Consider the following 22,485-nt stretch of genomic DNA (forward strand, 5'->3'; position numbering starts at 1 on the left):
TTTTAAGGATAATTCCCGGCACTATTGGGGCCATGAAGGGCGGTCGGCAGATTTGACAAAACCCGGTAGCGTTTCCATAGTTGTTAACCGCAAACGTTTGCGACCCGACAAAAATCATAAGATTCGGAGTGAACCCATGACGCTGCCCTTCGCTGGACGCCTGCTGGCCGTTGCCATGCTGGCCACCCTCGCCACCGCCGTACCCTTCAGCCACGCCCATGCCGACACCGCCAAGCCCAAGGTGGCCCTGGTGATGAAGTCGCTGGCCAACGAGTTCTTCCTCACCATGGAAGACGGCGCCAAGGCCTACCAGAGAGACCACGCAGGCGAGTTCGACCTGGTATCCAATGGCATAAAGGACGAGTCCGATACCAGCAACCAGATCCGCATCGTCGAGCAGATGATCGTCTCCGGCGTCAACGCGCTGGTGATTGCCCCGGCCGATTCCAAGGCCCTGGTGCCAGTGGTCAAGAAGGCCATGGACGCGGGGATCACCGTGGTCAACATCGACAACCGCCTCGACCCGGGTGTACTCAAGAGCAAGAACCTCAGCGTGCCTTTCGTGGGCCCCGACAACCGCAAGGGCGCGCGCCTGGTGGGCGAGTACCTGGCCACCCGCCTGAGCGTGGGCGATCAGGTCGGCATCATCGAGGGCGTGCCGACCACCACCAACGCCCAGCAGCGTACCGCCGGTTTCAAGGACGCCATGGAGGCAGCCAAGATCAAGATCGTCTCGGTGCAATCGGGCAACTGGGAGATCGACAAGGGCAATGCCGTGGCCTCGGCCATGCTCAACGAATACCCCGACCTCAAGGCGCTGCTGGCCGGCAACGACAGCATGGCGCTCGGCGCGGTGTCGGCGGTGCGCGCGGCAGGCAAGGTCGGTGCGGTGCAGGTGGTGGGCTACGACAACATCAAGGCGATCCAGCCGATGCTGCGCGACGGTCGCGTGCTGGCCACGGCCGATCAATACGCCGCCAAGCAGGCGGTGTTCGGTATTGAGGCGGCCCTGAAGATGCTGCGCGGCGAGAAGCCGGACGTGGATGCCGACAACGTCATCCAGACCCCGGTCGAGCTGGTCAAGCAGCCCTAGCCCGCTGACGGTGCCTGCCGTGGTGCGGGCGCCAGGAGAATACCTTATGTCGGCGACTGCGGATGTCGTGTTGTCGGTCAGTGCAATCGGCAAGACCTACGCCCAGCCCGTGCTGGGCGATATCGAACTGTCCCTGCTGCGCGGCGAAGTGCTGGCCCTGACTGGCGAGAACGGTGCGGGCAAGAGCACCCTGTCGAAGATCATCGGCGGGCTCGAAACCCCCACCACCGGGCAGATGTTCTACCAGGGCCAGGTGTATCAGCCCGCCAGCCGCACCGCGGCCGAGCGCCTGGGCGTGCGCATGGTGATGCAGGAGCTCAACCTGCTGCCGACCCTGAGCGTGGCCGAGAACCTGTTTCTGCACAACCTGCCCAGCCGCGCCGGCTGGGTCAATCGCACGCGCCTGCGCCAACTGGCGACCGCGGCAATGGCGCAGGTGGGGCTCGAAGCGATCGACCCCGATACGCTGGTCGGCGAGCTGGGTATCGGCCATCAGCAGATGGTGGAGATCGCCCGCAACCTGATCGGCGACTGCCATGTGCTGATTCTCGACGAGCCCACCGCGATGCTCACCGCACGCGAGGTGGAGCTGCTGTTCCGCCAGATCGAGCGCCTGCAGCAACGGGGTGTGTCGATCATCTACATTTCCCACCGCCTCGAAGAGCTCAAGCGCATCGCCCAGCGCATTGCCGTGCTGCGCGACGGCAAGCTGGTGTGCGTGGAACCGATGCAGCGCTACAGCAGCGAGCAACTGGTCAACCTGATGGTGGGGCGCGAGCTGGGCGAGCATATCGACCTGGGGCGCCGCACGATCGGCGAGCCGGTACTGCGTGTCAGCGGCCTGGGCCGGGGCGACAAGGTGCAGGACGTCTCGTTCGAGGTGCGCAGCGGCGAAATCTTCGGCATCTCCGGGCTTATCGGTGCCGGGCGTACCGAGCTGCTGCGCCTGATCTTCGGTGCCGACACGGCCGACAGTGGCAGCATCGAGCTGGGCAGCCCGCTGCGCCCGGTGCGCATCGATTCGCCCATGGCTGCAGTGCGCCACGGCGTGGCCCTGATTACCGAAGACCGCAAGGGCGAAGGCCTGCTGTTGTCGCAGTCGGTCAGTGCCAACCTGGCGTTGGGCAACATGCCGGCGATCTCACGCGCGGGCCTGGTGGACGGTGCTGCCGAGCGTGCCCTGGCCGAGCGCCAGATCCAGGCCATGCGCATCCGCAGCGCCGGGCCCGCACAAACGGTGGGCGAGCTGTCGGGTGGCAACCAGCAGAAGGTGGTGATCGGCCGCTGGCTGGAGCGCGACTGCGCCGTGCTGCTGTTCGACGAGCCCACGCGCGGTATCGATGTGGGCGCCAAGTTCGACATCTATGGGCTGCTCGCCGAGCTGACCCGCCAGGGCAAGGCGCTGCTGGTGGTGTCCAGCGACCTGCGCGAACTGATGCTGATCTGCGATCGCATCGGCGTGCTTTCGGCAGGGCGCCTGATTGAAACCTTCGAGCGTGAGCACTGGAGCCAGGACCAGCTACTGGCCGCCGCCTTTGCCGGCTATCAGAAACGTGACGCGCTGCTGCAAGACGCAGTGCCCAGGAACCCCGCATGAACACCTCCCCGATAGACACACCGCCTGGCCCACCGGCCCGGCGCAGCGGTACCTACCTCGGCCTGGGGACCTACCTGGGCCTGGCCGGTGCGTTGCTGGCGATGGTGGTGCTGTTCTCGTTGCTGAGCAGCCACTTTCTGTCGTACGGCACCTTCAGCACCCTGGCCAACCAGATCCCCGACCTGATGGTGCTGGCGGTGGGCATGACCTTCGTGCTGATCATCGGCGGCATCGACCTGTCGGTGGGCTCGGTACTGGCCCTGGCCGCGTCGGCGGTCAGCGTGGCGATTCTGGGCTGGGGCTGGAGCGTGCTGCCGGCGGCACTGCTCGGCATGGGGTGCGCGGCACTGGCCGGGACCCTTACCGGCTCGATCACCGTGGCCTGGCGCATCCCTTCGTTCATCGTCTCGCTGGGTGTGCTGGAAATGGCGCGTGGCGTGGCCTACCAGCTCACCGACTCGCGCACCGCGTACATCGGTGATGCCTTTGCCTGGCTGTCGGAGCCGGTGGCCTTCGGCATTTCGCCGGCCTTCATCATCGCCTTGCTGGTGATCGTGGTGGCGCAACTGGTACTGACCCGCACCGTGTTCGGCCGTTACCTGATCGGCATCGGCACCAACGAAGAGGCCGTGCGCCTGGCCGGCATCGATCCGCGCCCGTACAAGATCCTGGTGTTCTCGCTGATGGGCCTGCTGGCCGGCCTGGCGGCGCTGTTCCAGATCTCGCGGCTGGAGGCCGCCGACCCCAACGCCGGCTCCGGGTTGGAGCTGCAGGTGATTGCCGCCGTGGTGATCGGCGGCACCAGCCTGATGGGCGGTCGCGGTTCGGTCATCAGCACCTTCTTCGGTGTGCTGATCATTTCGGTGCTGGCCGCAGGGCTGGCGCAGATCGGCGCCAGCGAGCCGACCAAACGCATCATCACCGGGGCGGTCATCGTGATCGCCGTGGTTCTCGACACTTACCGCAGCCGGCGCGCGCGCCGGCGGACCTGAACAATGGCAACCATCAAAGATGTAGCGGCGCTGGCGGGTATTTCCTATACCACCGTTTCCCACGTGCTGAACAAGACCCGCCCGGTGAGCGAACCGGTGCGGCGCAAGGTAGAGGCGGCGATTGCCGAGCTGGACTACGTGCCCAGTGCGGTGGCGCGCTCGCTCAAGGCGCGCTGCACGGCCACCATCGGCCTGCTGGTGCCCAACAGCGTCAACCCGTATTTCGCCGAACTGGCGCGGGGCATCGAGGATGGCTGCGAGCGCAATGGCTACTGCGTGATCCTGTGCAACTCCGACGACGACCCGCGCAAGCAGCGCAGCTACCTGCGCGTGCTGCTGGAGAAACGCATCGATGGTCTGATCGTGGCCTCGGTGGGCGAGGAGGCCGACCTGCTCGACAGCCTGGCCAGCGTGCGCACGCCCATGGTGATCGTCGACCGCGCGCTGGCGGGCGTCGACGCCGACCTGGTGCGCATCGACCACGAGCAGGGGGCCTACCTGGCCACCCGGCACCTGCTGGAGCTGGGGCACCAGGACATCGCCTGCATCAACGGCCCGGCACACACCAGCGTGGCCAAGATGCGCCTGGCCGGCTTTCACCGGGCACTGGCCCAGGCCGGGGTGCCCCTGCGCGAGGGCCGCGTGGTGGATAGCGACTTTACCAGCCTGGGCGGCTATGGCGCCGCAGCGCAACTGCTGGGCCACGACCGCCCGACCGCGATCTTCGCGGCCAACGACATGATCGGCATGGGCGTGCTGCGTGCCGCGGCCGAGCGCAACATCTGCGTGCCGAGCGAACTGTCGGTGATCGGTTTCGACGATATCCAGATGAGCCAGTACGTCTACCCTGCGCTGACCACGGTAGGGCAGTCGATCCGCGAGCTGGGCGAGATGGCGTCCGAACTGTTGCTGCGGCGTATCGGTGAGCCGCAGCGCAGTGGGGTGGAGCAGCGCATCGTCGCGCCGAGCATCGTGCTGCGCGAGTCCACCGGGCCGCGTCCCGACCTCTTCAATGATTACCGCTAGGACCGACATGCCATGCAAGCGAATGTAGTGGTGGTAGGCAGCCTGAACATGGACCTGGTGACCCGCGCCGAGCGCCTGCCGCAGGCGGGGGAAACCCTGGCCGGCGAGTGGTTCGGCACCGTGCCGGGCGGCAAGGGCGCCAACCAGGCGGTAGCAGCTGCGCGGTTGGGGGCAGCGGTGGCAATGATCGGCTGTGTGGGGGAGGACGCCTACGGTGCGCAGTTGCGTCACGCGCTGCTCGACGAGGGCATCGATTGCCAGGGCGTGGACACGGTGGCGGGTGTTTCCAGTGGTGTGGCACTGATCGTGGTGGATGCCAGCAGCCAGAACGCCATCGTCATCGTGGCCGGTGGCAACGGGCACTTGCTGCCGGCATCGGTACAGCGCCTGGACCGCCTGCTGCAGGCTGCCGATGTGATCATCTGTCAGCTCGAAGTACCGCAGGCCACCGTGGCACATACCCTGGCCCGTGGCCGGGCGCTGGGCAAGACCGTGATCCTCAACCCGGCACCGGCCACCGGGCCGCTGCCGGCTGACTGGTTTGCCAACATCGACTACCTGATCCCCAACGAGAGCGAGGCCAGCGCCCTGACCGGGCTGCCGGTGGCTTCGCTGCAGGAGGCGCAGGCAGCCGCCAGCCGACTGCTGGCGCTGGGGGTGGGCAAGGTGATCGTCACCCTGGGCGCGCAAGGCGCTCTGTTCGCCGATGGCCAGGGTTTTGCGCATTTTCCGGCGACGCGGGTGCAGCCACTGGACACCACGGCGGCCGGGGATACCTTCGTCGGTGGCTTTGCCGCTGCGTTGGCCGCTGGCAGGTCGGAGCGCGAGGCCATTGCCTTCGGCCAGCAGGCCGCCGCCATTTCGGTCACCCGCGCCGGTGCCCAGCCCTCCATTCCGTATCTGAGCGAACTGCAGGGGAGCACGCCATGAAGAAGACTCCGTTGCTCAATATCGCCCTGTCGCGCCTGATCGCGTCGCTGGGGCATGGCGATGTGGTGCTGATCGGCGACGCCGGCCTGCCCGTGCCTGCCGGTGTCGAGCTGATCGACCTTGCACTGACGCCCGGCATACCGGATTTCATCAGTACCTTGCACACGGTGCTGGCCGAAATGCAGGTCGAAAGCCACGTGCTGGCCGACGAGACCCTGCAACACAGGCCGCCGGCCCTGGCAGGCATCGAGCTGCTGCATGCCCGCGGCGAGCTGGGCGCGCGCCATTTGATGAGCCATGCGGCGTTCAAGCAGCTCGGTGCGCAGGCCAGGGCCATCGTGCGCACCGGCGAATGCCAGCCCTATACCAACATCGCGCTGGTGGCGGGCGTGACCTTTTGACTGTTGTCCCCTGAGCACAAGGAGTGCCCAATGCCTGAACGTGTCCAAAAAGCCAAACGTTTGCTACGAGGTTTAGTGCTTATGTCTGCCCTGTCGAGTACTGCCGTGCTGGCCGCGCCCCGCGACCTGATCATCGATACCGACCCCGGCGCGGATGACGTGGTGGCGTTGTTGTTCGCCCTGGCGTCGCCAGAGGAACTGAAGGTGCGCGCCATTACCACCGTGGCCGGTAATGTGCGACTCGACAAGACCTCGCGCAACGCACGGCTGGCCCGGGAGTGGGCGGGGCGCGAAGAGGTGCCGGTGTACGCCGGCGCGCCCACGCCGCTGGTGCGCACGCCGATCTATGCCGAGAACATCCATGGCGAGGAGGGCTTGCCTGGCGTGGCGGTGCACGAGCCGAAAAAGGGCCTGGCCCAGGGCAGCGCGGTGCAGTACCTGATCGACACCCTCGGTGGCGCTGAACCCAACAGCATCACCCTTGCCATGCTCGGCCCGCAGACCAACCTGGCACTGGCGCTGATTCAGGCCCCGCAGATCGTCAAGGGCATCAAGGAAGTGGTGGTGATGGGCGGTGCCCACTTCAATGGCGGCAATATCACCCCGGTGGCCGAGTTCAACCTGTACGCCGACCCACAGGCGGCAGAGGTCGTGTTGCGCAGCGGGGTCAAGCTCACCTACCTGCCGCTGGACGTGACCCACAAGGTACTCACCAGCGAAGCGCGCCTGAAGCAGATTCGCGGGTTGAACAACCACGCCAGCAAGCTGGTGGGCGATATTCTGGATGCTTACGTCAAGGGGGATATGGCGCACTACGGCCTGCCGGGTGGGCCGGTGCACGATGCCAGCGTGATTGCCTACCTGCTCAAGCCCGAGCTGTTCAGTGGCCGGCAGATTCACATGAGCGTGGATAGCCGCGAAGGCCCGACCTTTGGTCAGACCATTGCGGACTGGTACGGCACGCTCGAGCTACCGGCCAATGTGATGTGGATCGAGAGCGGCGATGCCCAGGGCTTTTTCGATTTGCTCAGCGAGCGTCTTGCTCGATTGCAGTAATGGGTGTGGGCTGGTGTTCGGTCGCGGGCCAGTGGCGTTCGAACACCTGGTCGACGAAGGTGCGGGCAGCTTCGTGGCCGAGGTCTTGAAGCAGCAGGTCGGCGGCGATGATGAACAGCTCTTCGGTGGTGCCGGGGCTGTAGGAACGATGGCCGTCAGGCCATGTGACCTTGATGTTGGTGTCCAGGGTGGGGCTATTCATGGGGGTCTCGATCGAAAATACGCGTGCTGTTTGGTGCAGATGCCGGGCCCTGGCGTCTACAGCGGGGGCATGATTGCGCTCCGCCAACTGGTACAAGTTAAACATGTTGCAACAGGGCCGGCACTGCTACTTATGCATAAGCAGCGGGGCTAGGCAAACTAAATGGTGGTTGGGTTCGCCTATTCGTGACGTCTGTACCGATTCTTCGTTGGCACTTGGGTCGGCGCGGTAGCCGTGGAGCTGGCTTGCCAGCGAAGAGGGCGTACAGAGTCCGCCTGATGTACCCTGCACCCCACAGCCACCGCGCACGCCCGAGGACACCCCGTGCAGATCGACTTGAACACCCCCGAGCAGCTCACCCCCCAGCAGGTGCGCCAGCTGCTGGCCGAAGGCAACGACCGAATCCACAACCAGTTGCGCGTCACCCGCGGCGGCATTGCCTACCTGTCGCAGATTACCGGCGGGCGCGAGCTCGATGGCCTGCTGTTTCGCCTCGAGACCTGGGCCGCCGGCTCGGGCTGCGTGGGCCCTGTTGCCGCCGACGACGAACGCTGGGTCATGCAGGTGTACAACGTGCTGGCCAGCAACTGGCCCAAGCCCGCCAGCGACTACATCGATATCTACTGAACCGCTGCGCTCAGGCAAAATCCGGTCACGATTGAGGTTTCCCTGACGAGCACGTCTCAGGCAGACTGGGACGTTTTTGCAACCAAAAGTGCTTAAAACTGTCGTATCAGACAGCATTCCAGTATTTGAAAGGAGGATTCATGTTCCGCACGCGTGCAACATTGGCGAGCCTGTTGGCAGCCGTGGTTCTGGCAGGTTGCAGTACCGATGGCTCATCGTCCAAGGCGCCAGAGGTAGCGGCAGCACCGAACCTCGATGGTCGCTGCGATGCCAGCAACGCCGCATTCACCGTCGGCAAGCCGGCAACCCCCGAGCTGCTGGAGCAGGCGCGCAAGGCGAGCGGGGCGCAGATCGCCCGCGTGCTCAAGCCGACCGACATGATCACCCTGGAGTACCGTTCCGAGCGCTTGAACCTCAACGCCGACGACAAGGGCGTGGTCACCCGGGTCAACTGCGGCTGATTCCGCCCCGGGCCTGCCGTTGCATAAACGGCAGGCACAAAAAAACCCGTCCAAGGACGGGTTTTTTAATTCGTCAGAACTTACTCTGGACGAACTTGTGCAGCCTGCATGCCCTTCTGGCCTTTTTCGGCAACGAAGGAGACGGTCTGGCCTTCTTTCAGGCTCTTGAAGCCGTCAGACTCGATGGCCTTGAAGTGTACGAACAGGTCGTCGCCGCCACCTTGTGGAGTGATGAAGCCGAAGCCTTTTTCATCGTTGAACCATTTGACGGTGCCGGTTTGGCGATTGGACATGGGTGTATCTCCAGGAAACATGATGTTTTTCAGTAGTGCGGTGTCGCCGAGGCCAACAAGGTGCACAGAGGCATCATAGTCTAATTTTGCGCTTGTGGTGACTTTTACGTGTGCCGAATGCTGATCTGGCGCAAATTAACTGAGTTTTGTATGGCCTGCGCCCTTATTTCTGGGGCTTGCAGGCCTTCGTAACCAGCTGGGTTGCCTTGTCTATGAGCTTCTGGTCTACGCCGTCAGTGCTGTTGAGCTCTTTGATCTCTGCGTCCGAAAAGTTTTTTTCGATCACATTCACGCTGCAGCTGCAGTGCTTTTCGGCGGATTGTTTCGTCATGCCCGGCTGGGCAGAGGCGGTGGCCACGCAGGACGTCAGGTAGCCTGGTGGAACAGTGCCTGCGTTGGCGCCAAGCGGCAGCAGCAGGGCACCAGTGGCCGCCAAGGCCAGAAGAGAATGAAGTCGCATACCGGTCACTCCTTTATTAGGTCGGGTGTATCTAGAGTAGGTCGCTTCCTAATCTCTGAGCGGAAAAAAACCGCTCAAGTTCACCGCATCGGTCTAATTTCAGAATATTTCTGCATATCCCCGGCCCATGGCCCTACGCGCCGAAAGCTTTGTGCTAGCATGCCTGGCTCAGGATTTGGCCGATTCGTCTTGCCGCTCAAATCTTTCTATATATATGTATCCAGTCACTCTGGTTCGTACCCTGGCAGGCCCTTGGGCTTCTGCCACTGTGAGGCAGGCTTTGCATTGCAAAGACAGGGTCGAATCGCGTACTGGCTCATCCCAACCCACGTGACCTTTGGTAGGGGTCACCACTAGGAGAGGAGGCGCCATGCCCACTATTACTCTTCCCGATGGCAGTCAACGTTCGTTCGACAAGGCCGTAACCGTAGCCGAGGTCGCCGCATCCATTGGTGCAGGCCTGGCCAAGGCCACCGTGGCCGGCAAGGTCGACGGCAAGCTGGTCGACGCGTGCGACCTGATCGAGCAGGACGCCAGCCTGCAAATCATCACGCCCAAGGACGAAGAGGGGCTGGAGATCATCCGTCACTCCTGCGCTCACCTGGTCGGTCATGCCGTCAAGCAGCTGTACCCGACCGCCAAGATGGTGATCGGCCCGGTCATCGACGAGGGCTTCTACTACGACATCGCGTATGAGCGTCCCTTCACCCCGGAAGACCTGGCGGCGATCGAACAGCGCATGCAGCAGCTGATCGAGAAGGACTACGACGTCATCAAGAAGGTCACCCCGCGCGCCGAGGTGATCGAGCTGTTCAAGGCCCGTGGCGAAGACTACAAGCTGCGCCTGGTCGAAGACATGCCGAACGAACAGGCCATGGGCCTGTACTTCCATGAAGAATACGTCGACATGTGCCGCGGCCCGCACGTGCCCAATACGCGCTTTCTCAAGTCGTTCAAGCTGACCAAGCTGTCCGGTGCCTACTGGCGCGGCGACGCCAAGAACGAGCAACTGCAACGTGTGTACGGCACGGCCTGGGCTGACAAGAAGCAGCTGGCCGCCTACATCCAGCGCATCGAAGAGGCCGAGAAACGCGACCACCGCAAGATCGGCAAGCGCCTGAACCTGTTCCACCTCCAGGAAGAAGCGCCGGGCATGGTGTTCTGGCACCCCAATGGCTGGACCCTGTACCAGGTGCTCGAGCAGTACATGCGCAAGGTGCAACGCGACAACGGCTACCTGGAAATCAAGACCCCGCAAGTGGTCGACCGCACGCTGTGGGAGAAGTCCGGGCACTGGGCCAACTACGGTGACAACATGTTCACCACCCAGTCCGAGAACCGCGACTACGCCATCAAGCCGATGAACTGCCCGTGCCACGTACAGGTGTTCAACCAGGGCCTGAAGAGCTACCGCGAGCTGCCGCTGCGTCTGGCCGAGTTCGGCGCTTGCCATCGCAACGAGCCTTCGGGCGCCCTGCACGGCATCATGCGTGTGCGCGGCTTCGTGCAGGACGATGCGCACATCTTCTGCACCGAAGAACAGATGCAGTCCGAGTCCGCCGCGTTCATCAAGCTGACCCTGGACGTGTACAAGGACTTCGGCTTCAAGGACATCGAGCTCAAGCTCTCGACGCGCCCTGAAAAGCGCGTGGGTTCCGACGACCTGTGGGACCGTGCCGAAGGCGCACTGGCCGCCGCGCTCGACAGCGCCGGCCTGCCGTACGACCTGCAGCCGGGTGAAGGGGCGTTCTACGGCCCGAAAATCGAATTCTCGCTGAAGGATTGCCTTGGCCGTGTGTGGCAGTGTGGTACCCTGCAGCTCGACTTCAACCTGCCGATCCGTCTGGGCGCCGAATACGTCTCCGAAGACAACGGCCGCAAGCATCCAGTAATGCTGCACCGTGCGATCCTCGGTTCGTTCGAGCGTTTCGTCGGAATTCTCATCGAGCACTACGAAGGTGCATTCCCAGCCTGGCTGGCGCCTACGCAGGCGGTGATCATGAATATCACCGACAAACAAGCGGATTTCGCCCAGAAAGTGGAAAAAACTCTGGCCGAAAGCGGCTTCCGTGCCAAGTCCGACTTGAGAAATGAGAAAATCGGCTTTAAAATCCGCGAGCATACCTTGCTCAAGGTTCCCTATCTCCTGGTTATCGGGGATCGGGAAGTCGAAACGCAAACTGTCGCTGTGCGTACCCGCGAAGGTGCTGACCTGGGCTCCATGCCCGTCGCCCAATTTGCGGACCTGCTCGCGCAAGCGGTTTCCCGGCGTGGTCGCCAAGATTCGGAGTAATTACTATTAAGCGTGATATGAGACAAGATAAACGAGCTGCACCGAAAGCCCCGATCAACGAGAATATCTCGGCACGTGAGGTTCGGTTAATTGGCGCTGACGGCGAGCAGTTGGGCATCGTCTCGATTGAAGAAGCGCTTCGTATCGCTGAAGAAGCGAAACTGGACCTGGTAGAAATTTCTGCTGACGCCGTTCCGCCTGTCTGCAAAGTCCTCGACTACGGCAAAAGCCTGTTCGAGAAGAAAAAGCAGCAGGCTGCGGCGAAGAAGAACCAGAAGATCATCCAGATCAAAGAAATCAAGTTTCGTCCAGGGACGGAGGAAGGGGATTACCAGGTAAAACTACGCAACCTGGTACGTTTCCTTACTGATGGGGACAAGACCAAAATCTCTCTGAGATTCCGTGGTCGTGAGATGGCCCACCAGGAGCTGGGTATGGAACTGTTGAAGCGGATCGAAGCTGATCTTGCCGAATACGGGACCGTCGAACAGCATCCTAAGATGGAAGGACGCCAGCTTTTGATGGTCATCGCCCCCAAGAAAAAGAAATAACCACCAGGGCACGGCAGGCCTTGCGGTTATGTTTATCAACTGAATGCGGAGTATCCGAACATGCCAAAAATGAAAACCAAAAGCGGTGCAGCCAAGCGTTTCTTGAAAACGGCTAACGGCATCAAGCACAAACACGCTTTCAAGAGCCACATCCTGACCAAAATGTCGACCAAGCGTAAGCGTCAACTTCGCGGTAGCAGCCTGCTGCACGCGTCGGACGTTGCAAAAGTCGAGCGCATGCTGCGCCTTCGTTAATTTTTGGTTATAGATAGAGGAAATTACTCATGGCTCGTGTAAAGCGTGGCGTCATCGCTCGTAAGCGTCACAAGAAAATTCTGAAACTGGCTAAAGGTTACTACGGCGCTCGCTCGCGCGTATTCCGTGTTGCCAAGCAAGCGGTCATCAAGGCAGGCCAATACGCCTACCGCGACCGTCGCCAGAAAAAACGTCAGTTCCGCGCTCTGTGGATCGCTCGTATCAACGCTGGTGCTCGCGTCAACGGTCTGTCCTACAGCCGCCTGATCGCTGGCCTGAAAAAAGCGTCGATCGAAATCGACCGCAAAGTTCTGGCTGATCTGGCAGTGAACGAAAAAGCGGCGTTTGCTGCGATTGTCGAAAAGGCTAAAGCCGTTCTGGCTTAAGTACCCACGACAATCATTCGCCGTCGATGTCGGCGGCGGATGTTAAACGTCATAGATAGGGGAAGAGCCTGTAAGCTCTTCCCCTATTTTGTATCTGGAGTCTGTACATGGAAAACCTGGATGCGTTGGTCTCCCAAGCCCTCGAGGCTGTGGAGCGCGCTGAAGACATCAATGCCCTGGAGCAGATCCGGGTTCAATTCCTTGGCAAGAAAGGCGAACTGACTCAGGTGATGAAGACCCTGGGCAACCTGCCGGCTGAAGAGCGGCCCAAAGTCGGCGCGCTGATCAACGAAGCCAAGGAACGCGTTACCGAGGTGCTCAACGCCCGCAAAGCCGCCTATGAAGAAGCCGAGCTCAGCGCTCGCCTGGCTGCCGAGTGCATTGACGTCACCTTGCCTGGCCGTGGCCAGACCTCCGGTGGTTTGCACCCTGTCACCCGTACCCTCGAACGCATCGAGCAGTTCTTCACCCATATCGGCTACGGCATCGCCGAAGGCCCGGAAGTCGAAGACGACTACCACAACTTCGAAGCGCTCAACATTCCCGGCCACCACCCGGCCCGGGCAATGCATGACACCTTCTACTTCAATGCCAACATGCTGCTGCGCACCCACACCTCGCCGGTGCAAGTGCGGACCATGGAGTCCACTCAGCCGCCGATTCGCATTGTCTGCCCGGGTCGCGTGTACCGCAACGACTCGGACATTACCCACTCGCCGATGTTTCACCAGGTCGAAGGCCTGCTGATCGATCGCGACATCAATTTTGCCGACCTCAAAGGCACCATCGAAGAATTCCTGCGCGTGTTCTTCGAAAAAGAGCTGGCGGTACGTTTCCGTCCGTCGTTCTTCCCCTTCACCGAGCCTTCGGCTGAAGTCGATATCCAGTGCGTGATGTGCAGCGGCAAGGGCTGCCGTGTGTGCAAGCAGACCGGTTGGCTCGAAGTCATGGGCTGCGGCATGGTGCACCCGAACGTGCTGCGCATGTCTGGTATCGACCCCGAAGAGTTCTCGGGCTTCGCATTTGGCATGGGGGCCGAGCGCCTGGCCATGCTGCGTTACGGCGTCAACGATTTGCGCCTGTTCTTCGACAACGACTTGCGGTTCCTTGCGCAATTTCGCTAGGTCGCGCACCCGTAACGAATCTTTAGGAGAGCAGGATGAAATTCAGTGAAAAGTGGCTGCGCGGTTGGGTCAACCCGCAGGTATCCCGTGACGAGCTGGTGGCACGTCTGTCCATGGCCGGTCTTGAGGTCGACAGCGTAACCCCGGCCGCCGGTCAATTCAGCGGCATCGTGGTGGGCGAGGTCCTGAGCACCGAGCAGCACCCCGACGCCGACAAGCTGCGCGTGTGCCAGGTCAGCAATGGCAGCGAGACCTTCCAGGTAGTGTGCGGCGCGCCGAATGTGCGCCCTGGCCTGAAGATCCCGTTCGCCATGATCGGCGCCGAACTGCCAGGCGACTTCAAGATCAAGAAGGCCAAGCTGCGTGGCGTCGAGTCCAACGGCATGCTGTGCTCGGCCGCCGAACTGCAGATCAGCGAAGAGAACGACGGCCTGCTGGAACTGGCGGCAGACGCCCCGGTTGGCCAGGACATCCGCGTGTATCTGGACCTGGACGATGCCAGCATCGAGGTCGACCTGACCCCGAACCGCGGCGACTGCCTGTCCCTGGCCGGCCTCGCCCGTGAAGTCGGCGCCCTGTACGGCGCCCCGGTCACCCGCCCGACCGTGCCGGCCATTGCGCCAGGCATCGACGACGTGCGCCCGGTAGACGTACTGGCGCCGGCCGCGTGCCCGCGTTATCTGGGCCGCGTTATCCGTAACGTCGACCTGTCACGCCCGACCCCGCTGTGGATGGTCGAGCGTCTGCGCCGCAGTGACGTGCGCAGCATCGATGCTGCCGTCGACATCACCAACTACGTGATGATCGAGCTGGGCCAGCCGCTGCACGCCTTCGACCTGGCTGAAATCAACGGTGGCATCCGGGTGCGCATGGCCGAGGAGGGCGAGAAGCTCGTCCTGCTCGATGGCCAGGAAGTTGCCCTGCGTGCCGACACGCTGGTCATCGCCGACCACGATCGCGCCCTGGCCATTGCCGGCGTGATGGGTGGCGAGCATAGCGGCGTTGCGGCCACCACCAAGGATATCTTCCTTGAAAGCGCCTTCTTCGAGCCGATCTCGGTGGCTGGCAAGGCCCGTTCCTACGGCCTGCACACCGATGCCTCGCACCGCTACGAGCGTGGCGTCGACTCGCAACTGGCCCGCGAAGCCATGGAGCGCGCCACTGGCCTGCTGCTGGATATCGTAGGCGGCGAAGCCGGCCCGATCATCGAGACCGTCAGCCCAGAGCACCTGCCCAACATCGCCCCGGTCACCCTGCGTGCCGAGCGCATCACCCAGATGCTGGGCATGGAGATGGACAGCGCCGAAGTCGAGCAACTGCTCAACGGCCTGGGCCTGAAAACCAGCGGTGAGGCCGGGCAGTGGCAGGTCGAAGTGCCCAGCCATCGCTTCGACATCAGCCTGGAAGTGGACCTGATCGAAGAGCTGGCCCGTCTGTACGGCTACAACCGCCTGCCGGTCCGTTACCCGCAAGCGCGCCTGGCCCCGCAGGCCAGGTCTGAAGTGCGTGGCGAACTGCCTGCGCTGCGTCGCCTGCTGGTTGCCCGTGGCTACCAGGAAGCGATCACCTACAGCTTCATCGACCCCAAGCAGTTCGAGCTGTTCAACCCTGGCGTAGAGCCGCTGCTGCTGGCCAACCCGATTTCCAGCGACATGGCGGCCATGCGTGTCAGCCTGTGGCCGGGCCTGGTCAAGGCACTGCAGCACAACCTCAACCGCCAGCAAGACCGTGTGCGCCTGTTCGAGAGCGGCCAGCGCTTCGTCGGCCAGCTGGGCGACCTCAAGCAACAGCCGATGCTGGCTGGTGTGGTCTGCGGGAGCCGCCTGCCGGAAGGCTGGGCCAACGGCCGCGACACCATCGACTTCTTCGATGTGAAGGCCGACGTTGAAGCGGTACTGGGCTTCTCCGGTTCGCTCGACGACTTCACCTTCGTGCCCGGCAAACACCCGGCGCTGCACCCAGGCCAGACCGCGCGCATCGAGCGTGACGGCGTCGAAGTCGGCTACCTGGGCGCCTTGCACCCCGAGCTGGTCAAGACCCTGGGCCTGGATCGCACCGTGTATGTGTTCGAGCTGGTGCTGGCGGATGTAGTGGAAGGGCGCCTGCCGAAGTTCCACGAACTGTCGCGCTTCCCCGAAGTACGCCGTGACCTGGCGTTGATCGCAGGGCGTGATGTGGCGGCCAGCGCGGTGCTGGATGTAATCCGTGAAAACGCGGGCGAGTGGCTCACCGACCTCAGGCTGTTTGATGTGTATCAGGGTAAAGGTATTGATCCTGATAGAAAAAGCCTGGCCGTCGGCTTGACCTGGCAGCATCCATCGCGCACTCTTAACGACGATGAGGTGAACGCCACCACGCAAAACATTCTCACCTCGCTTGAACAAAGGTTGAACACCACGTTAAGGAAATAGCGTATGGGTGCTCTGACGAAAGCTGAGATGGCCGAACGGCTGTACGAGGAGCTGGGCCTGAACAAGCGCGAGGCCAAGGAATTGGTCGAGCTGTTTTTTGAAGAGATCAGGCACGCTCTTGAAGACAACGAGCAGGTCAAATTGTCGGGTTTCGGCAACTTTGACTTGCGTGACAAGCGCCAGCGGCCGGGCCGCAACCCGAAAACGGGTGAAGAGATCCCGATCACGGCGCGTCGAGTCGTCACCTTTCGTCCAGGGCAGAAGTTGAAAGCCCGAGTTGAGGCCTATGCTGGAACCAAGTCATAACGACGAGCTTCCGCCGATTCCAGGCAAACGCTACTTCACCATTGGTGAAGTGAGCGAGCTTTGTGCGGTAAAACCGCACGTGCTCCGTTACTGGGAGCAGGAGTTTCCCCAGCTTAACCCGGTGAAGCGCCGCGGTAATCGCCGGTATTATCAGCGCCAGGACGTGCTGATGATCCGGCAGATCCGGGCGCTGTTGTACGACCAGGGCTTCACCATCGGCGGTGCTCGGTTGCGCCTGTCGGGGGATGAAGCCAAGGATGACACGACCCAGTACAAACAGATGATTCGGCAGATGATTGTCGAATTGGAGGATGTGCTGGTGGTGTTGAAGAAGTGACCGAAGCCGTTTCAGGAATTTTGGAAAAAAAGCTTCCATAATTCAAAAGGTTAAGGTAAATTCTTCATCGTTCTCAGCAACAAGGGGAACATGCTTCAAGCCCAGTCGGGGCGTAGCGCAGCCCGGTAGCGCACTTGCATGGGGTGCAAGGGGTCGAGTGTTCGAATCACTCCGTCCCGACCATATATTTCAATGACTTAGCCACCTTCGGGTGGCTTTTTCATTTATGCGTGTGGGGACTTTTTCGGGACATCATCCGATTTTCCTCTTCAAGATCGTCAACACCGGCCCGCGCGAGTCGGTTGTTGATACCATGTTTGCAGCCTCAATCAGCTTGCCCAGCTCAGCGCCGGAATAGTGACTGGTGATGCTGCCGTTCTTGTGCCCGAGCAGTGACTTCCGATCCTCTTCAGTAACGCCTGCTGCCCGCAGTCGGCGACCGAATGTGTGCTTCAAGTCGTGAATCCTGATAGAGGCATATCCAGGGTGAGCGGGGCGAAGGTTTTCCTCCTGCCAGAGTTTCGCCGCTCTCACCCGTGCCTTCTTCCAGGCCGAGTCGTTCATTCGGTGCATCGCGGTGCCGTTGTATGGGAATACCCATTCCTTGCTGATCCCGCGCTGCCTTTCAATGATCGACTTGGCCACGGTGTTCAACACCACCAGGCGCTCGTCGCCATTCTTTACGCCCGACCGGGCGTGTCTCCCGCCGAAGTCAGCGGGGATCAGGAAAACACTGGTCCCGAGTTCCGGCACCGATATCTCCCAATCCCACCTCAGCTTGCACACCTCTTGCTCCCGGCAGCCCGTGTTTACCTTGAACAGGGCCATCGTTTGCAGATGGCCCGGCAACTCGTTGAAGAGGATCGACTGCTCCTCCCATGACATTGGGTAGGGCTTGCGGCTCGACTTCTTCTCTTCGAGCTTCCTGAGCATGGGTACACTGTCCAGCCAGGGCCGGCGATCATCGTCTCGCCACTTCCTGGCGCAGAGCGTCAAAACCCGGACCGCGCGCTCGATGGCGATGTTGATCGTCCGGTTGCTCACGGCCTTTTCAATGGTCCCATCCGGCAGAACCTTTTCTGTCTGCCGATCCCTGATGAACGGCTCCAGCGCCTGGTCATCGATGTGCGTCAGCGGCAGGTGGCCCAGGTAAGGGTGAAGCTGCTTCATGCACAGGGCAGTCAGGTGAATGGAGGGCTGATCCTTGACCTCAAGGAGGTAGCGCATTGCCGCCTCCTCCCAGGTGTGCACTTGCCGAACGCCATACACCTTCCTTTGACGTAGCTGCTCGAGCTTGTGGATCAGGTACTGCTCTGCCTCTTCCCGGTCACCAGTGCCAGTACTCTCTCGAATTCGCTCCCCTCTGTAGACTTTGTCGATTTGCCAGACACCGCCCTTCTCGTAGAGGCCGGTGATCGTTTTTCGCGCCATGTATCATCTCCTCGGCGCTCGCTGCGGGGCCGATTGTTGTCCTGTCCGGTGGCTTTTTCAATCGCCTTGGCCTCGATGTAGGCGTCCGCCCACTCATCAAGCTCCTGGCGGTCGAAGGCCACGCCCTGTTTTCCGATGGGGAATTCCCGCACATTCGGCCTGACCGTCTTATTGAACTCATCCCGGCACATACCGAGATACCCCGGCGCATCGCCGAACCGGATGAACCGCGGCTGAATGCTTGAGGGCTTTGCTGCTGTGGCATTCGCCATGCGTGTCTCCACGCCGCCGGTGGCGGCAGGTTTGTCGTTAGCCGCGATGCAATCGGATCATGGCGCGTGCATGCTCGAGGGCGGCCAGGTGTTCTTCCTCGGCGCCAATCTGGCCATTGGCGTCAGGGGTGGTCACGGCAACCAGGTGCTCAAGGGCGTGCACCAAGTCGTCGCGCTGCTGTCCTTCGGCCCGGCCGATATCCCAGAACCGATTGGCCCAGTGGTCCGCCGGCGTCTGGTTGTTGTTCTGCTTGCCCACGAAAAGGGCGCCCACGATTACGTCGCATAAGCCGCTCTTGTAGCCGTTGTCGCCATCGAGGCTCAGACCCCCGCGCCGGCGCAGGGTGTTCACGACCTCGTCGGCATCGACGCCGGGCCCCTTCAGGACGATGTCTTGCTCTGGCTCGCCGGGCTTGTATATCGCCATGGTTAGTTTGGCTTCGGGCGCCAAGTGATTGCTGATCATCACCAACGCATCGTTGGCGACCTCATGGAATCGGTTGATTGCGGACATAGGGAATCCTCGCCCGCGCATGTCGGCGGGCTTGAGTTGTAGGGGGAGGGTTACTGAATCTTGCCGGTGAGGCGTTCGCGCCAGGTCAGGCGGCGGGTCAGGCACTCGCGGTCGTCGATCTCGACCACCACATAGGCTGTGCGGTCGAACGCGGCGTCACGGCGCGCTGCGAGCAGGCATGCTTCGTCATCGGCACCCCGTGCAGTCCTCGCGGTCAGCTCATAGACGTCGAAGCCTTTGCTCTCAACGTGCCCGCCGTGGACAACGGCAATAAAGCGGCTCATCGCGGCCCCCTGTAGATCAGGTAGGCCATATAGGCGAGGGCGATCATGGCATCAGCTCCTTCGGCACCTGGACTGTCCAGCCGGTGATTTTGGTTATGACGGCTCTGCAGATGGCGACGAGTGGAGTCGGGCCCATCAGCCAGTCGGTGGGCTCATTCGGCCGGCTAGGGTAGGCCGTCCAGCCACCCCGCACTGGGCCATCGCCGATCTGATGCTTTGTCTTCAGCGGCCCTCCAAGCACCCAGTTCTCTTGCGGGTTGTACCGCTCGCAGCGTTCGGTTGCTTCGCCGCGGTACTGGACGAACACCCTGGCCGGCGCGCCGTAGTGCGGCTTGGCCACATGCACATCCAGCCCCTCGGCCTTGGCGACCGCCCAGGCCAGTTGCTCGCCCACCAGGTCGGCCGCCTTCACTTCGATCAGGTCGGTCATGGTCGCTTCTCCAGAGAGTCCTTCCAGTCGCCACCAGGAGCGCTCTTGCCAGCCAAGGTGTGCTCGGTGTCATAGTCCGCGAGCCACAGAACTCGTCGGCAGTCAGGAAGCGCCTGGAACCAATACCACTCGCCGAAGCTGTCCCTGGCCAACCATTCCGCCCATTGCGGGGCGTCCTTCCAATCGGGCTTGCTCACAGCTGGTACCTCTCATCAACCCAGCGCCCCGGCGCCAGAGCGGGTGTAGGTTCGGGTTGCGTTTCGTGCGGGGAGAGCTGGCGCTCGTTGCCGGCCTGCAGCTGGCTGTCGGGGATGCAGCTGATGCCGACCCCATTCAGCAGGTAGCAGGTGACGCCGCGCTGGCTGTCGTGCTGCACGTCGATGACGTTCTCGGTTGCTCTGGCGCCGGTGGCCAGAAGCAGGAGGCAGAGGGCAAGGCGGGTCATGCTGCCTCCTTGCTGATTCGCTCGCAGCTGGCCGCGAGCTTCAGCAGGTTGATCGTTGTAGGCCGAAATCCCTCTGTGTTGGGGTAGCCTTCATGGCGATGTCCCTGGGGGTAAGCCTCGAAAGGACCATGCCAGCACCAGTTCATCTTCCAGATCTCCCAGACGGTATAGGCGTCGCAACCTTCACCCCAGTAGTCCACCCCGCCACCCACGCTCCAGATGTGGCTGACCCGCGTCCCCTGCTCGTAGGCCAACTCAGTCGGCTCGCCCTTATCGATCCACGCGCCGTGAAACTGCGATGGGGCTATTTCCAGCAAGCGCTTGCTCAGTTTCTTCTCGATCCGCGCCTTCATGGCTTTACCTCGCGGCGCGCCCATTGCACATGCGGGCCGTCTTCCGTGTCGAAGATTCCCATCAGGAACCACTCAGGGCCGGGCGATTCAGGCTCCCAGCCGTTGCAGTGGCTGGCGCCGTCGAAGTACGGATGCTCAACCAGGTCTGAATCCATATCCCAGGTCTTCAGCTCCAGGCCTTGCTCAGCCGCCCAGGCCTTGAAGGGGGCCGGGTCTTCCGTTCCGCCAAAGCCAGGGATGCCAGGGTGGCACCACCACCCGTTTTCGTCGCGCGTGACGGGGGCCGGCTGGATCAATTGCTTTTCTGTAGGCATGACTTCGTCCTCGCTGATTTGTAGCGGTTATACAAAAGTTATACATATGATTTATTTGTATCGAATCTGTATAGGTTTAAAGACCAGTTATCTTTTAGATCCTAAAAATGGGGAACAGAGAGCGGTACAGACCGTCAACTTTATTACGCTAATAGTTCCGCTAATTGCGAGCAGGAGGCTTTATGAGGAATAGAGGAGAGCAATTTTGGGCATGGGCAGACCCTCAATTGCACACACGAACCCACGACGAAACTCTTCATGGCGGTACCACCATTGATGTTCAAGTGAGGCTTTCGAGGACTGGCTCTACACAAATGTTTATCGGCGTGTATGCCGCAAGTGGCATGGCTATTATTGAAGAGGCCTATGATTCTCGCCCGCAAGAATCAATGACACGCGCCCTGGCATGGGGCGTAGGCCGAGCTCGCCGCATTGCAGCGGAGCCTGAGCACTTATCCCAAGTAGTCTCTAAACAGGCCTGAAACATCAAGGGATGCGAACCCACCAAGACTGGGCGTAGGCGACACCGTCGATGATCTCGATTCCGGTGAACGTCGCGCCCAGCGTAGACATTCCAGTCATCACGGCTTCATACAGCGGCGGCAGGTCGGGTTTTCCGGGGTGCACGTTCAGTAGCGACGCCGAGTTCGAAGCCCGGCCAAGCGGCGCGAACTCATCCAGGCGCAGGTGCACGTCACCACGTATCGGGTTAAAGGCGCGGATCTCTTTCTGGCTGCGTGGCACGCCGCGCACACGCATTGGAACGATGAGGAAGTGCATAGAGAATACTGTTCAAATAAACAGTATTTTGTTCCTGCATTGCTCAGCCGTCGATGGCGGTTCGTCGGGGGAGTACAAATGTTCTCCTGCTATGGCTTGCGCTCCAGGGCGGCGCGGGCCTGCCATCCGGCCCACGCAAAACGAACAGCGGGGATCATGTAGGTTGCGACGGTCCCAGGAAGGAGGTCGATGGCAAAGCCCTTGCTCAGTTGATCCGCCTCAAAGTCCGCCCGCTCATCCCGCTCAACCGGCGCGCTCGGCTCTGCCGGTAGCTTGCGATCTTCCGGTACGGGCGGATAGCCAGGGAACGGGATCGGCTCTGCGCTGGCGGATAGTACGGCTTTCATGCGCTGATTCCAGCCTGGAGTTAGGTGGCGGTTCTCCAGTACGTCACGCAGCAGCGCATGCGCCGCGTACAGGTCGCGCTTATACCCGGTTGCAATTTCGGTCAGGGCATCCAGGGCCGCCACGCGCTCGGCCAGTTGGGCGCGCAGGGTGTCGCGCTCTTCCCGCAGCTCGTTTTGCCGGTTCACGAGCCCTTCCACTACGGAGTTAGGGTAGCCCTGCTCAACCTCGCCAGCGTCGACGTGGCTGTAGGCCAGTTCGATCTTGGCGAAACTGCCCGGGTTTCCGCGCAGGTCCACCATCCTCTCGGGGGGAACCCCATCAATCCATTCGGTGACGACTTCGCCGAGCTCATTGATTCCGCGCCACGCCACCGGCTCGCCCTGGTGCTGGGCGGCTGATTTCTTGCGTCGGTTCCAATCCCGAACGAGCAGTTCGCGCTGCTCGTCAGTGGCGAGCACCATCATGGTTTCAGGATCGAGGAAGACGCACTCCTCGTCGTGCTCACCCATCACG

At 61.8% G+C, this 22,485-nt stretch carries 31 protein-coding genes, 1 tRNA gene and 1 pseudogene; 19 read left to right on the plus strand and 14 right to left on the minus strand.

The genetic code is table 11. The features are described from left to right. Positions 1-136 precede the first annotated feature (136 nt). The 7 genes from JZZ72_RS21270 to JZZ72_RS21300 are packed head-to-tail and all read left to right on the plus strand — an operon-like array spanning position 137 to position 7,095. Positions 137-1,093 carry a sugar ABC transporter substrate-binding protein gene (locus JZZ72_RS21270; RefSeq protein WP_210015103.1) on the plus strand — a complete coding sequence of 319 codons (957 nt, stop codon included), beginning with the start codon at positions 137-139 and terminating at the stop codon, positions 1,091-1,093. Between the two features lie 46 nt (positions 1,094-1,139). Beyond that, on the plus strand, positions 1,140-2,690 hold the full coding sequence (locus tag JZZ72_RS21275; protein WP_054915268.1) for a sugar ABC transporter ATP-binding protein: 1,551 nt from the start codon (positions 1,140-1,142) through the stop codon (positions 2,688-2,690). Next, complete coding sequence (locus tag JZZ72_RS21280; RefSeq protein WP_054915267.1) at positions 2,687-3,682, plus strand: ABC transporter permease; 996 nt, start codon at positions 2,687-2,689, stop codon at positions 3,680-3,682. The genes JZZ72_RS21275 and JZZ72_RS21280 overlap by 4 nt, the downstream gene beginning before the upstream one ends. Before the next feature lie 3 nt (positions 3,683-3,685). Continuing rightward, positions 3,686-4,708 carry a LacI family DNA-binding transcriptional regulator gene (locus JZZ72_RS21285; protein ID WP_043860811.1) on the plus strand — a complete coding sequence of 341 codons (1,023 nt, stop codon included), beginning with the start codon at positions 3,686-3,688 and terminating at the stop codon, positions 4,706-4,708. Positions 4,709-4,720: 12 nt separating this feature from the next. Next, positions 4,721-5,638 (plus strand): ribokinase, encoded by a 918-nt coding sequence (gene rbsK / locus JZZ72_RS21290; RefSeq protein ID WP_210015104.1) that lies wholly within the window; start codon positions 4,721-4,723, stop codon positions 5,636-5,638. Continuing rightward, positions 5,635-6,039 carry a D-ribose pyranase gene (gene rbsD / locus JZZ72_RS21295; RefSeq protein ID WP_043860809.1) on the plus strand — a complete coding sequence of 135 codons (405 nt, stop codon included), beginning with the start codon at positions 5,635-5,637 and terminating at the stop codon, positions 6,037-6,039. The genes rbsK and rbsD overlap by 4 nt, the downstream gene beginning before the upstream one ends. Before the next feature lie 30 nt (positions 6,040-6,069). After that, positions 6,070-7,095, plus strand: a complete 1,026-nt coding sequence (locus JZZ72_RS21300; RefSeq protein WP_054915265.1) for a nucleoside hydrolase — start codon at positions 6,070-6,072, stop codon at positions 7,093-7,095. On the opposite strand, the gene JZZ72_RS21305 is transcribed toward JZZ72_RS21300, so the two are convergent. Further along, positions 7,067-7,297 carry a hypothetical protein gene (locus tag JZZ72_RS21305; protein WP_043860807.1) on the minus strand — a complete coding sequence of 77 codons (231 nt, stop codon included), beginning with the start codon at positions 7,295-7,297 and terminating at the stop codon, positions 7,067-7,069. The two genes, JZZ72_RS21300 and JZZ72_RS21305, sit on opposite strands and share 29 nt — an antisense overlap. Before the next feature lie 324 nt (positions 7,298-7,621). On the opposite strand from JZZ72_RS21305, the gene JZZ72_RS21310 reads away from it, so the two are divergent. Together JZZ72_RS21310 and JZZ72_RS21315 are read left to right on the plus strand one after the other, a co-directional pair. Next, complete coding sequence (locus JZZ72_RS21310) at positions 7,622-7,924, plus strand: hypothetical protein (RefSeq protein WP_054915264.1); 303 nt, start codon at positions 7,622-7,624, stop codon at positions 7,922-7,924. 140 nt (positions 7,925-8,064) lie between these two features. Further along, positions 8,065-8,385: an I78 family peptidase inhibitor gene (locus JZZ72_RS21315; protein WP_043860805.1), complete on the plus strand. Its 321-nt coding sequence runs from the start codon at positions 8,065-8,067 to the stop codon at positions 8,383-8,385. A gap of 80 nt (positions 8,386-8,465) precedes the next feature. Here JZZ72_RS21315 and JZZ72_RS21320 read toward each other — a convergent pair whose 3' ends face one another. Further along, the gene (locus JZZ72_RS21320; RefSeq protein ID WP_003179963.1) at positions 8,466-8,678 is read right to left on the minus strand and encodes a cold-shock protein; all 213 of its coding nucleotides are present in this window, start codon (positions 8,676-8,678) and stop codon (positions 8,466-8,468) included. Positions 8,679-8,841: 163 nt separating this feature from the next. Continuing rightward, entirely contained in the window at positions 8,842-9,138 is a 297-nt protein-coding gene (locus tag JZZ72_RS21325; RefSeq protein WP_043860804.1) for a hypothetical protein, read from the minus strand. A 370-nt stretch (positions 9,139-9,508) separates the two neighbouring features. On the opposite strand from JZZ72_RS21325, the gene thrS reads away from it, so the two are divergent. From thrS to JZZ72_RS21370, 9 genes are all read left to right on the plus strand, one after another. Continuing rightward, a complete protein-coding gene (gene thrS / locus JZZ72_RS21330; RefSeq protein WP_043860803.1) occupies positions 9,509-11,431 on the plus strand; it encodes a threonine--tRNA ligase in 1,923 nt (640 codons plus the stop codon). After that, complete coding sequence (gene infC, locus JZZ72_RS21335; RefSeq protein WP_173925091.1) at positions 11,431-11,982, plus strand: translation initiation factor IF-3; 552 nt, start codon at positions 11,431-11,433, stop codon at positions 11,980-11,982. The genes thrS and infC overlap by 1 nt, the downstream gene beginning before the upstream one ends. 60 nt (positions 11,983-12,042) lie before the next feature. Then, positions 12,043-12,237 (plus strand): 50S ribosomal protein L35, encoded by a 195-nt coding sequence (gene rpmI, locus JZZ72_RS21340; protein WP_027620572.1) that lies wholly within the window; start codon positions 12,043-12,045, stop codon positions 12,235-12,237. Between the two features lie 29 nt (positions 12,238-12,266). Beyond that, entirely contained in the window at positions 12,267-12,623 is a 357-nt protein-coding gene (gene rplT / locus JZZ72_RS21345) for a 50S ribosomal protein L20 (RefSeq protein WP_043860801.1), read from the plus strand. A 107-nt stretch (positions 12,624-12,730) separates the two neighbouring features. After that, the gene (gene pheS / locus JZZ72_RS21350; RefSeq protein WP_054915262.1) at positions 12,731-13,747 is read left to right on the plus strand and encodes a phenylalanine--tRNA ligase subunit alpha; all 1,017 of its coding nucleotides are present in this window, start codon (positions 12,731-12,733) and stop codon (positions 13,745-13,747) included. 35 nt (positions 13,748-13,782) lie between these two features. Then, entirely contained in the window at positions 13,783-16,158 is a 2,376-nt protein-coding gene (gene pheT, locus JZZ72_RS21355) for a phenylalanine--tRNA ligase subunit beta (protein ID WP_058541295.1), read from the plus strand. 3 nt (positions 16,159-16,161) lie between these two features. Further along, on the plus strand, positions 16,162-16,464 hold the full coding sequence (gene ihfA / locus JZZ72_RS21360; RefSeq protein ID WP_002553164.1) for an integration host factor subunit alpha: 303 nt from the start codon (positions 16,162-16,164) through the stop codon (positions 16,462-16,464). Next, the gene (locus JZZ72_RS21365; RefSeq protein ID WP_043860798.1) at positions 16,445-16,801 is read left to right on the plus strand and encodes a MerR family transcriptional regulator; all 357 of its coding nucleotides are present in this window, start codon (positions 16,445-16,447) and stop codon (positions 16,799-16,801) included. The genes ihfA and JZZ72_RS21365 overlap by 20 nt, the downstream gene beginning before the upstream one ends. Before the next feature lie 106 nt (positions 16,802-16,907). Beyond that, positions 16,908-16,984 (plus strand) — tRNA-Pro (locus JZZ72_RS21370). 69 nt (positions 16,985-17,053) lie between these two features. Here JZZ72_RS21370 and JZZ72_RS21375 read toward each other — a convergent pair. Genes JZZ72_RS21375 through JZZ72_RS21410 form a run of 9 tightly spaced genes read right to left on the minus strand, consistent with a single transcriptional unit; the run spans position 17,054 to position 20,844 of the window. Continuing rightward, positions 17,054-18,217 carry a tyrosine-type recombinase/integrase gene (locus tag JZZ72_RS21375; RefSeq protein WP_229589452.1) on the minus strand — a complete coding sequence of 388 codons (1,164 nt, stop codon included), beginning with the start codon at positions 18,215-18,217 and terminating at the stop codon, positions 17,054-17,056. Then, positions 18,103-18,504 carry a hypothetical protein gene (locus tag JZZ72_RS28125; RefSeq protein WP_328825176.1) on the minus strand — a complete coding sequence of 134 codons (402 nt, stop codon included), beginning with the start codon at positions 18,502-18,504 and terminating at the stop codon, positions 18,103-18,105. Before JZZ72_RS28125 ends, JZZ72_RS21375 begins: the two co-directional genes overlap by 115 nt. Before the next feature lie 37 nt (positions 18,505-18,541). Continuing rightward, on the minus strand, positions 18,542-19,018 hold the full coding sequence (locus JZZ72_RS21380; RefSeq protein ID WP_210015105.1) for a hypothetical protein: 477 nt from the start codon (positions 19,016-19,018) through the stop codon (positions 18,542-18,544). A gap of 50 nt (positions 19,019-19,068) precedes the next feature. Further along, positions 19,069-19,302 carry a hypothetical protein gene (locus JZZ72_RS21385; RefSeq protein ID WP_210015106.1) on the minus strand — a complete coding sequence of 78 codons (234 nt, stop codon included), beginning with the start codon at positions 19,300-19,302 and terminating at the stop codon, positions 19,069-19,071. 43 nt (positions 19,303-19,345) lie between these two features. Beyond that, on the minus strand, positions 19,346-19,732 hold the full coding sequence (locus tag JZZ72_RS21390) for a phage protein NinX family protein (protein WP_210015107.1): 387 nt from the start codon (positions 19,730-19,732) through the stop codon (positions 19,346-19,348). After that, positions 19,729-19,929 carry a hypothetical protein gene (locus tag JZZ72_RS21395; RefSeq protein ID WP_210015108.1) on the minus strand — a complete coding sequence of 67 codons (201 nt, stop codon included), beginning with the start codon at positions 19,927-19,929 and terminating at the stop codon, positions 19,729-19,731. The genes JZZ72_RS21390 and JZZ72_RS21395 overlap by 4 nt, the downstream gene beginning before the upstream one ends. Then, on the minus strand, positions 19,926-20,177 hold the full coding sequence (locus JZZ72_RS21400; protein WP_210015109.1) for a hypothetical protein: 252 nt from the start codon (positions 20,175-20,177) through the stop codon (positions 19,926-19,928). The genes JZZ72_RS21395 and JZZ72_RS21400 overlap by 4 nt, the downstream gene beginning before the upstream one ends. Further along, positions 20,174-20,530, minus strand: coding sequence for a hypothetical protein (locus JZZ72_RS21405; protein ID WP_210015110.1), 357 nt, complete (start codon positions 20,528-20,530; stop codon positions 20,174-20,176). Before JZZ72_RS21405 ends, JZZ72_RS21400 begins: the two co-directional genes overlap by 4 nt. Further along, positions 20,527-20,844, minus strand: coding sequence for a hypothetical protein (locus tag JZZ72_RS21410; protein ID WP_210015111.1), 318 nt, complete (start codon positions 20,842-20,844; stop codon positions 20,527-20,529). Before JZZ72_RS21410 ends, JZZ72_RS21405 begins: the two co-directional genes overlap by 4 nt. A gap of 182 nt (positions 20,845-21,026) precedes the next feature. Here JZZ72_RS21410 and JZZ72_RS27875 point away from each other — a divergent pair, with 182 nt between their 5' ends. After that, positions 21,027-21,326 carry a hypothetical protein gene (locus JZZ72_RS27875; protein WP_236066310.1) on the plus strand — a complete coding sequence of 100 codons (300 nt, stop codon included), beginning with the start codon at positions 21,027-21,029 and terminating at the stop codon, positions 21,324-21,326. A gap of 4 nt (positions 21,327-21,330) precedes the next feature. On the opposite strand, the gene JZZ72_RS21415 is transcribed toward JZZ72_RS27875, so the two are convergent. Continuing rightward, complete coding sequence (locus tag JZZ72_RS21415) at positions 21,331-21,624, minus strand: hypothetical protein (RefSeq protein ID WP_210015112.1); 294 nt, start codon at positions 21,622-21,624, stop codon at positions 21,331-21,333. Between the two features lie 89 nt (positions 21,625-21,713). Further along, positions 21,714-22,485: pseudogene (locus tag JZZ72_RS21420) on the minus strand (hypothetical protein); the annotation flags it as partial.

This window comes from Pseudomonas palmensis, from assembly GCF_017848315.1.
In the GTDB taxonomy this organism is placed as follows: Bacteria; Pseudomonadota; Gammaproteobacteria; order Pseudomonadales; family Pseudomonadaceae; genus Aquipseudomonas; species Aquipseudomonas palmensis.

Excerpts from the sequence above, each read along its gene's own strand:
- JZZ72_RS21270 (WP_210015103.1), top strand. The coding sequence starts at position 137 with ATGACGCTGCCCTTCGCTGGACGCCTGCTGGCCGTTGCCATGCTGGCC.
- JZZ72_RS21275 (WP_054915268.1), top strand. The coding sequence starts at position 1,140 with ATGTCGGCGACTGCGGATGTCGTGTTGTCGGTCAGTGCAATCGGCAAG.
- JZZ72_RS21280 (WP_054915267.1), top strand. The coding sequence starts at position 2,687 with ATGAACACCTCCCCGATAGACACACCGCCTGGCCCACCGGCCCGGCGC.
- JZZ72_RS21285 (WP_043860811.1), top strand. The coding sequence starts at position 3,686 with ATGGCAACCATCAAAGATGTAGCGGCGCTGGCGGGTATTTCCTATACC.
- rbsK (WP_210015104.1), top strand. The coding sequence starts at position 4,721 with ATGCAAGCGAATGTAGTGGTGGTAGGCAGCCTGAACATGGACCTGGTG.
- rbsD (WP_043860809.1), top strand. The coding sequence starts at position 5,635 with ATGAAGAAGACTCCGTTGCTCAATATCGCCCTGTCGCGCCTGATCGCG.
- JZZ72_RS21300 (WP_054915265.1), top strand. The coding sequence starts at position 6,070 with ATGCCTGAACGTGTCCAAAAAGCCAAACGTTTGCTACGAGGTTTAGTG.
- JZZ72_RS21305 (WP_043860807.1), bottom strand. The coding sequence starts at position 7,297 with ATGAATAGCCCCACCCTGGACACCAACATCAAGGTCACATGGCCTGAC.
- JZZ72_RS21315 (WP_043860805.1), top strand. The coding sequence starts at position 8,065 with ATGTTCCGCACGCGTGCAACATTGGCGAGCCTGTTGGCAGCCGTGGTT.
- JZZ72_RS21320 (WP_003179963.1), bottom strand. The coding sequence starts at position 8,678 with ATGTCCAATCGCCAAACCGGCACCGTCAAATGGTTCAACGATGAAAAA.
- JZZ72_RS21325 (WP_043860804.1), bottom strand. The coding sequence starts at position 9,138 with ATGCGACTTCATTCTCTTCTGGCCTTGGCGGCCACTGGTGCCCTGCTG.
- thrS (WP_043860803.1), top strand. The coding sequence starts at position 9,509 with ATGCCCACTATTACTCTTCCCGATGGCAGTCAACGTTCGTTCGACAAG.
- rpmI (WP_027620572.1), top strand. The coding sequence starts at position 12,043 with ATGCCAAAAATGAAAACCAAAAGCGGTGCAGCCAAGCGTTTCTTGAAA.
- rplT (WP_043860801.1), top strand. The coding sequence starts at position 12,267 with ATGGCTCGTGTAAAGCGTGGCGTCATCGCTCGTAAGCGTCACAAGAAA.
- pheS (WP_054915262.1), top strand. The coding sequence starts at position 12,731 with ATGGAAAACCTGGATGCGTTGGTCTCCCAAGCCCTCGAGGCTGTGGAG.
- pheT (WP_058541295.1), top strand. The coding sequence starts at position 13,783 with ATGAAATTCAGTGAAAAGTGGCTGCGCGGTTGGGTCAACCCGCAGGTA.
- ihfA (WP_002553164.1), top strand. The coding sequence starts at position 16,162 with ATGGGTGCTCTGACGAAAGCTGAGATGGCCGAACGGCTGTACGAGGAG.
- JZZ72_RS21365 (WP_043860798.1), top strand. The coding sequence starts at position 16,445 with ATGCTGGAACCAAGTCATAACGACGAGCTTCCGCCGATTCCAGGCAAA.
- JZZ72_RS28125 (WP_328825176.1), bottom strand. The coding sequence starts at position 18,504 with ATGGCGAATGCCACAGCAGCAAAGCCCTCAAGCATTCAGCCGCGGTTC.
- JZZ72_RS21380 (WP_210015105.1), bottom strand. The coding sequence starts at position 19,018 with ATGTCCGCAATCAACCGATTCCATGAGGTCGCCAACGATGCGTTGGTG.
- JZZ72_RS21385 (WP_210015106.1), bottom strand. The coding sequence starts at position 19,302 with ATGAGCCGCTTTATTGCCGTTGTCCACGGCGGGCACGTTGAGAGCAAA.
- JZZ72_RS21390 (WP_210015107.1), bottom strand. The coding sequence starts at position 19,732 with ATGACCGACCTGATCGAAGTGAAGGCGGCCGACCTGGTGGGCGAGCAA.
- JZZ72_RS21400 (WP_210015109.1), bottom strand. The coding sequence starts at position 20,177 with ATGACCCGCCTTGCCCTCTGCCTCCTGCTTCTGGCCACCGGCGCCAGA.
- JZZ72_RS21405 (WP_210015110.1), bottom strand. The coding sequence starts at position 20,530 with ATGAAGGCGCGGATCGAGAAGAAACTGAGCAAGCGCTTGCTGGAAATA.
- JZZ72_RS21410 (WP_210015111.1), bottom strand. The coding sequence starts at position 20,844 with ATGCCTACAGAAAAGCAATTGATCCAGCCGGCCCCCGTCACGCGCGAC.
- JZZ72_RS27875 (WP_236066310.1), top strand. The coding sequence starts at position 21,027 with ATGAGGAATAGAGGAGAGCAATTTTGGGCATGGGCAGACCCTCAATTG.
- JZZ72_RS21415 (WP_210015112.1), bottom strand. The coding sequence starts at position 21,624 with ATGCACTTCCTCATCGTTCCAATGCGTGTGCGCGGCGTGCCACGCAGC.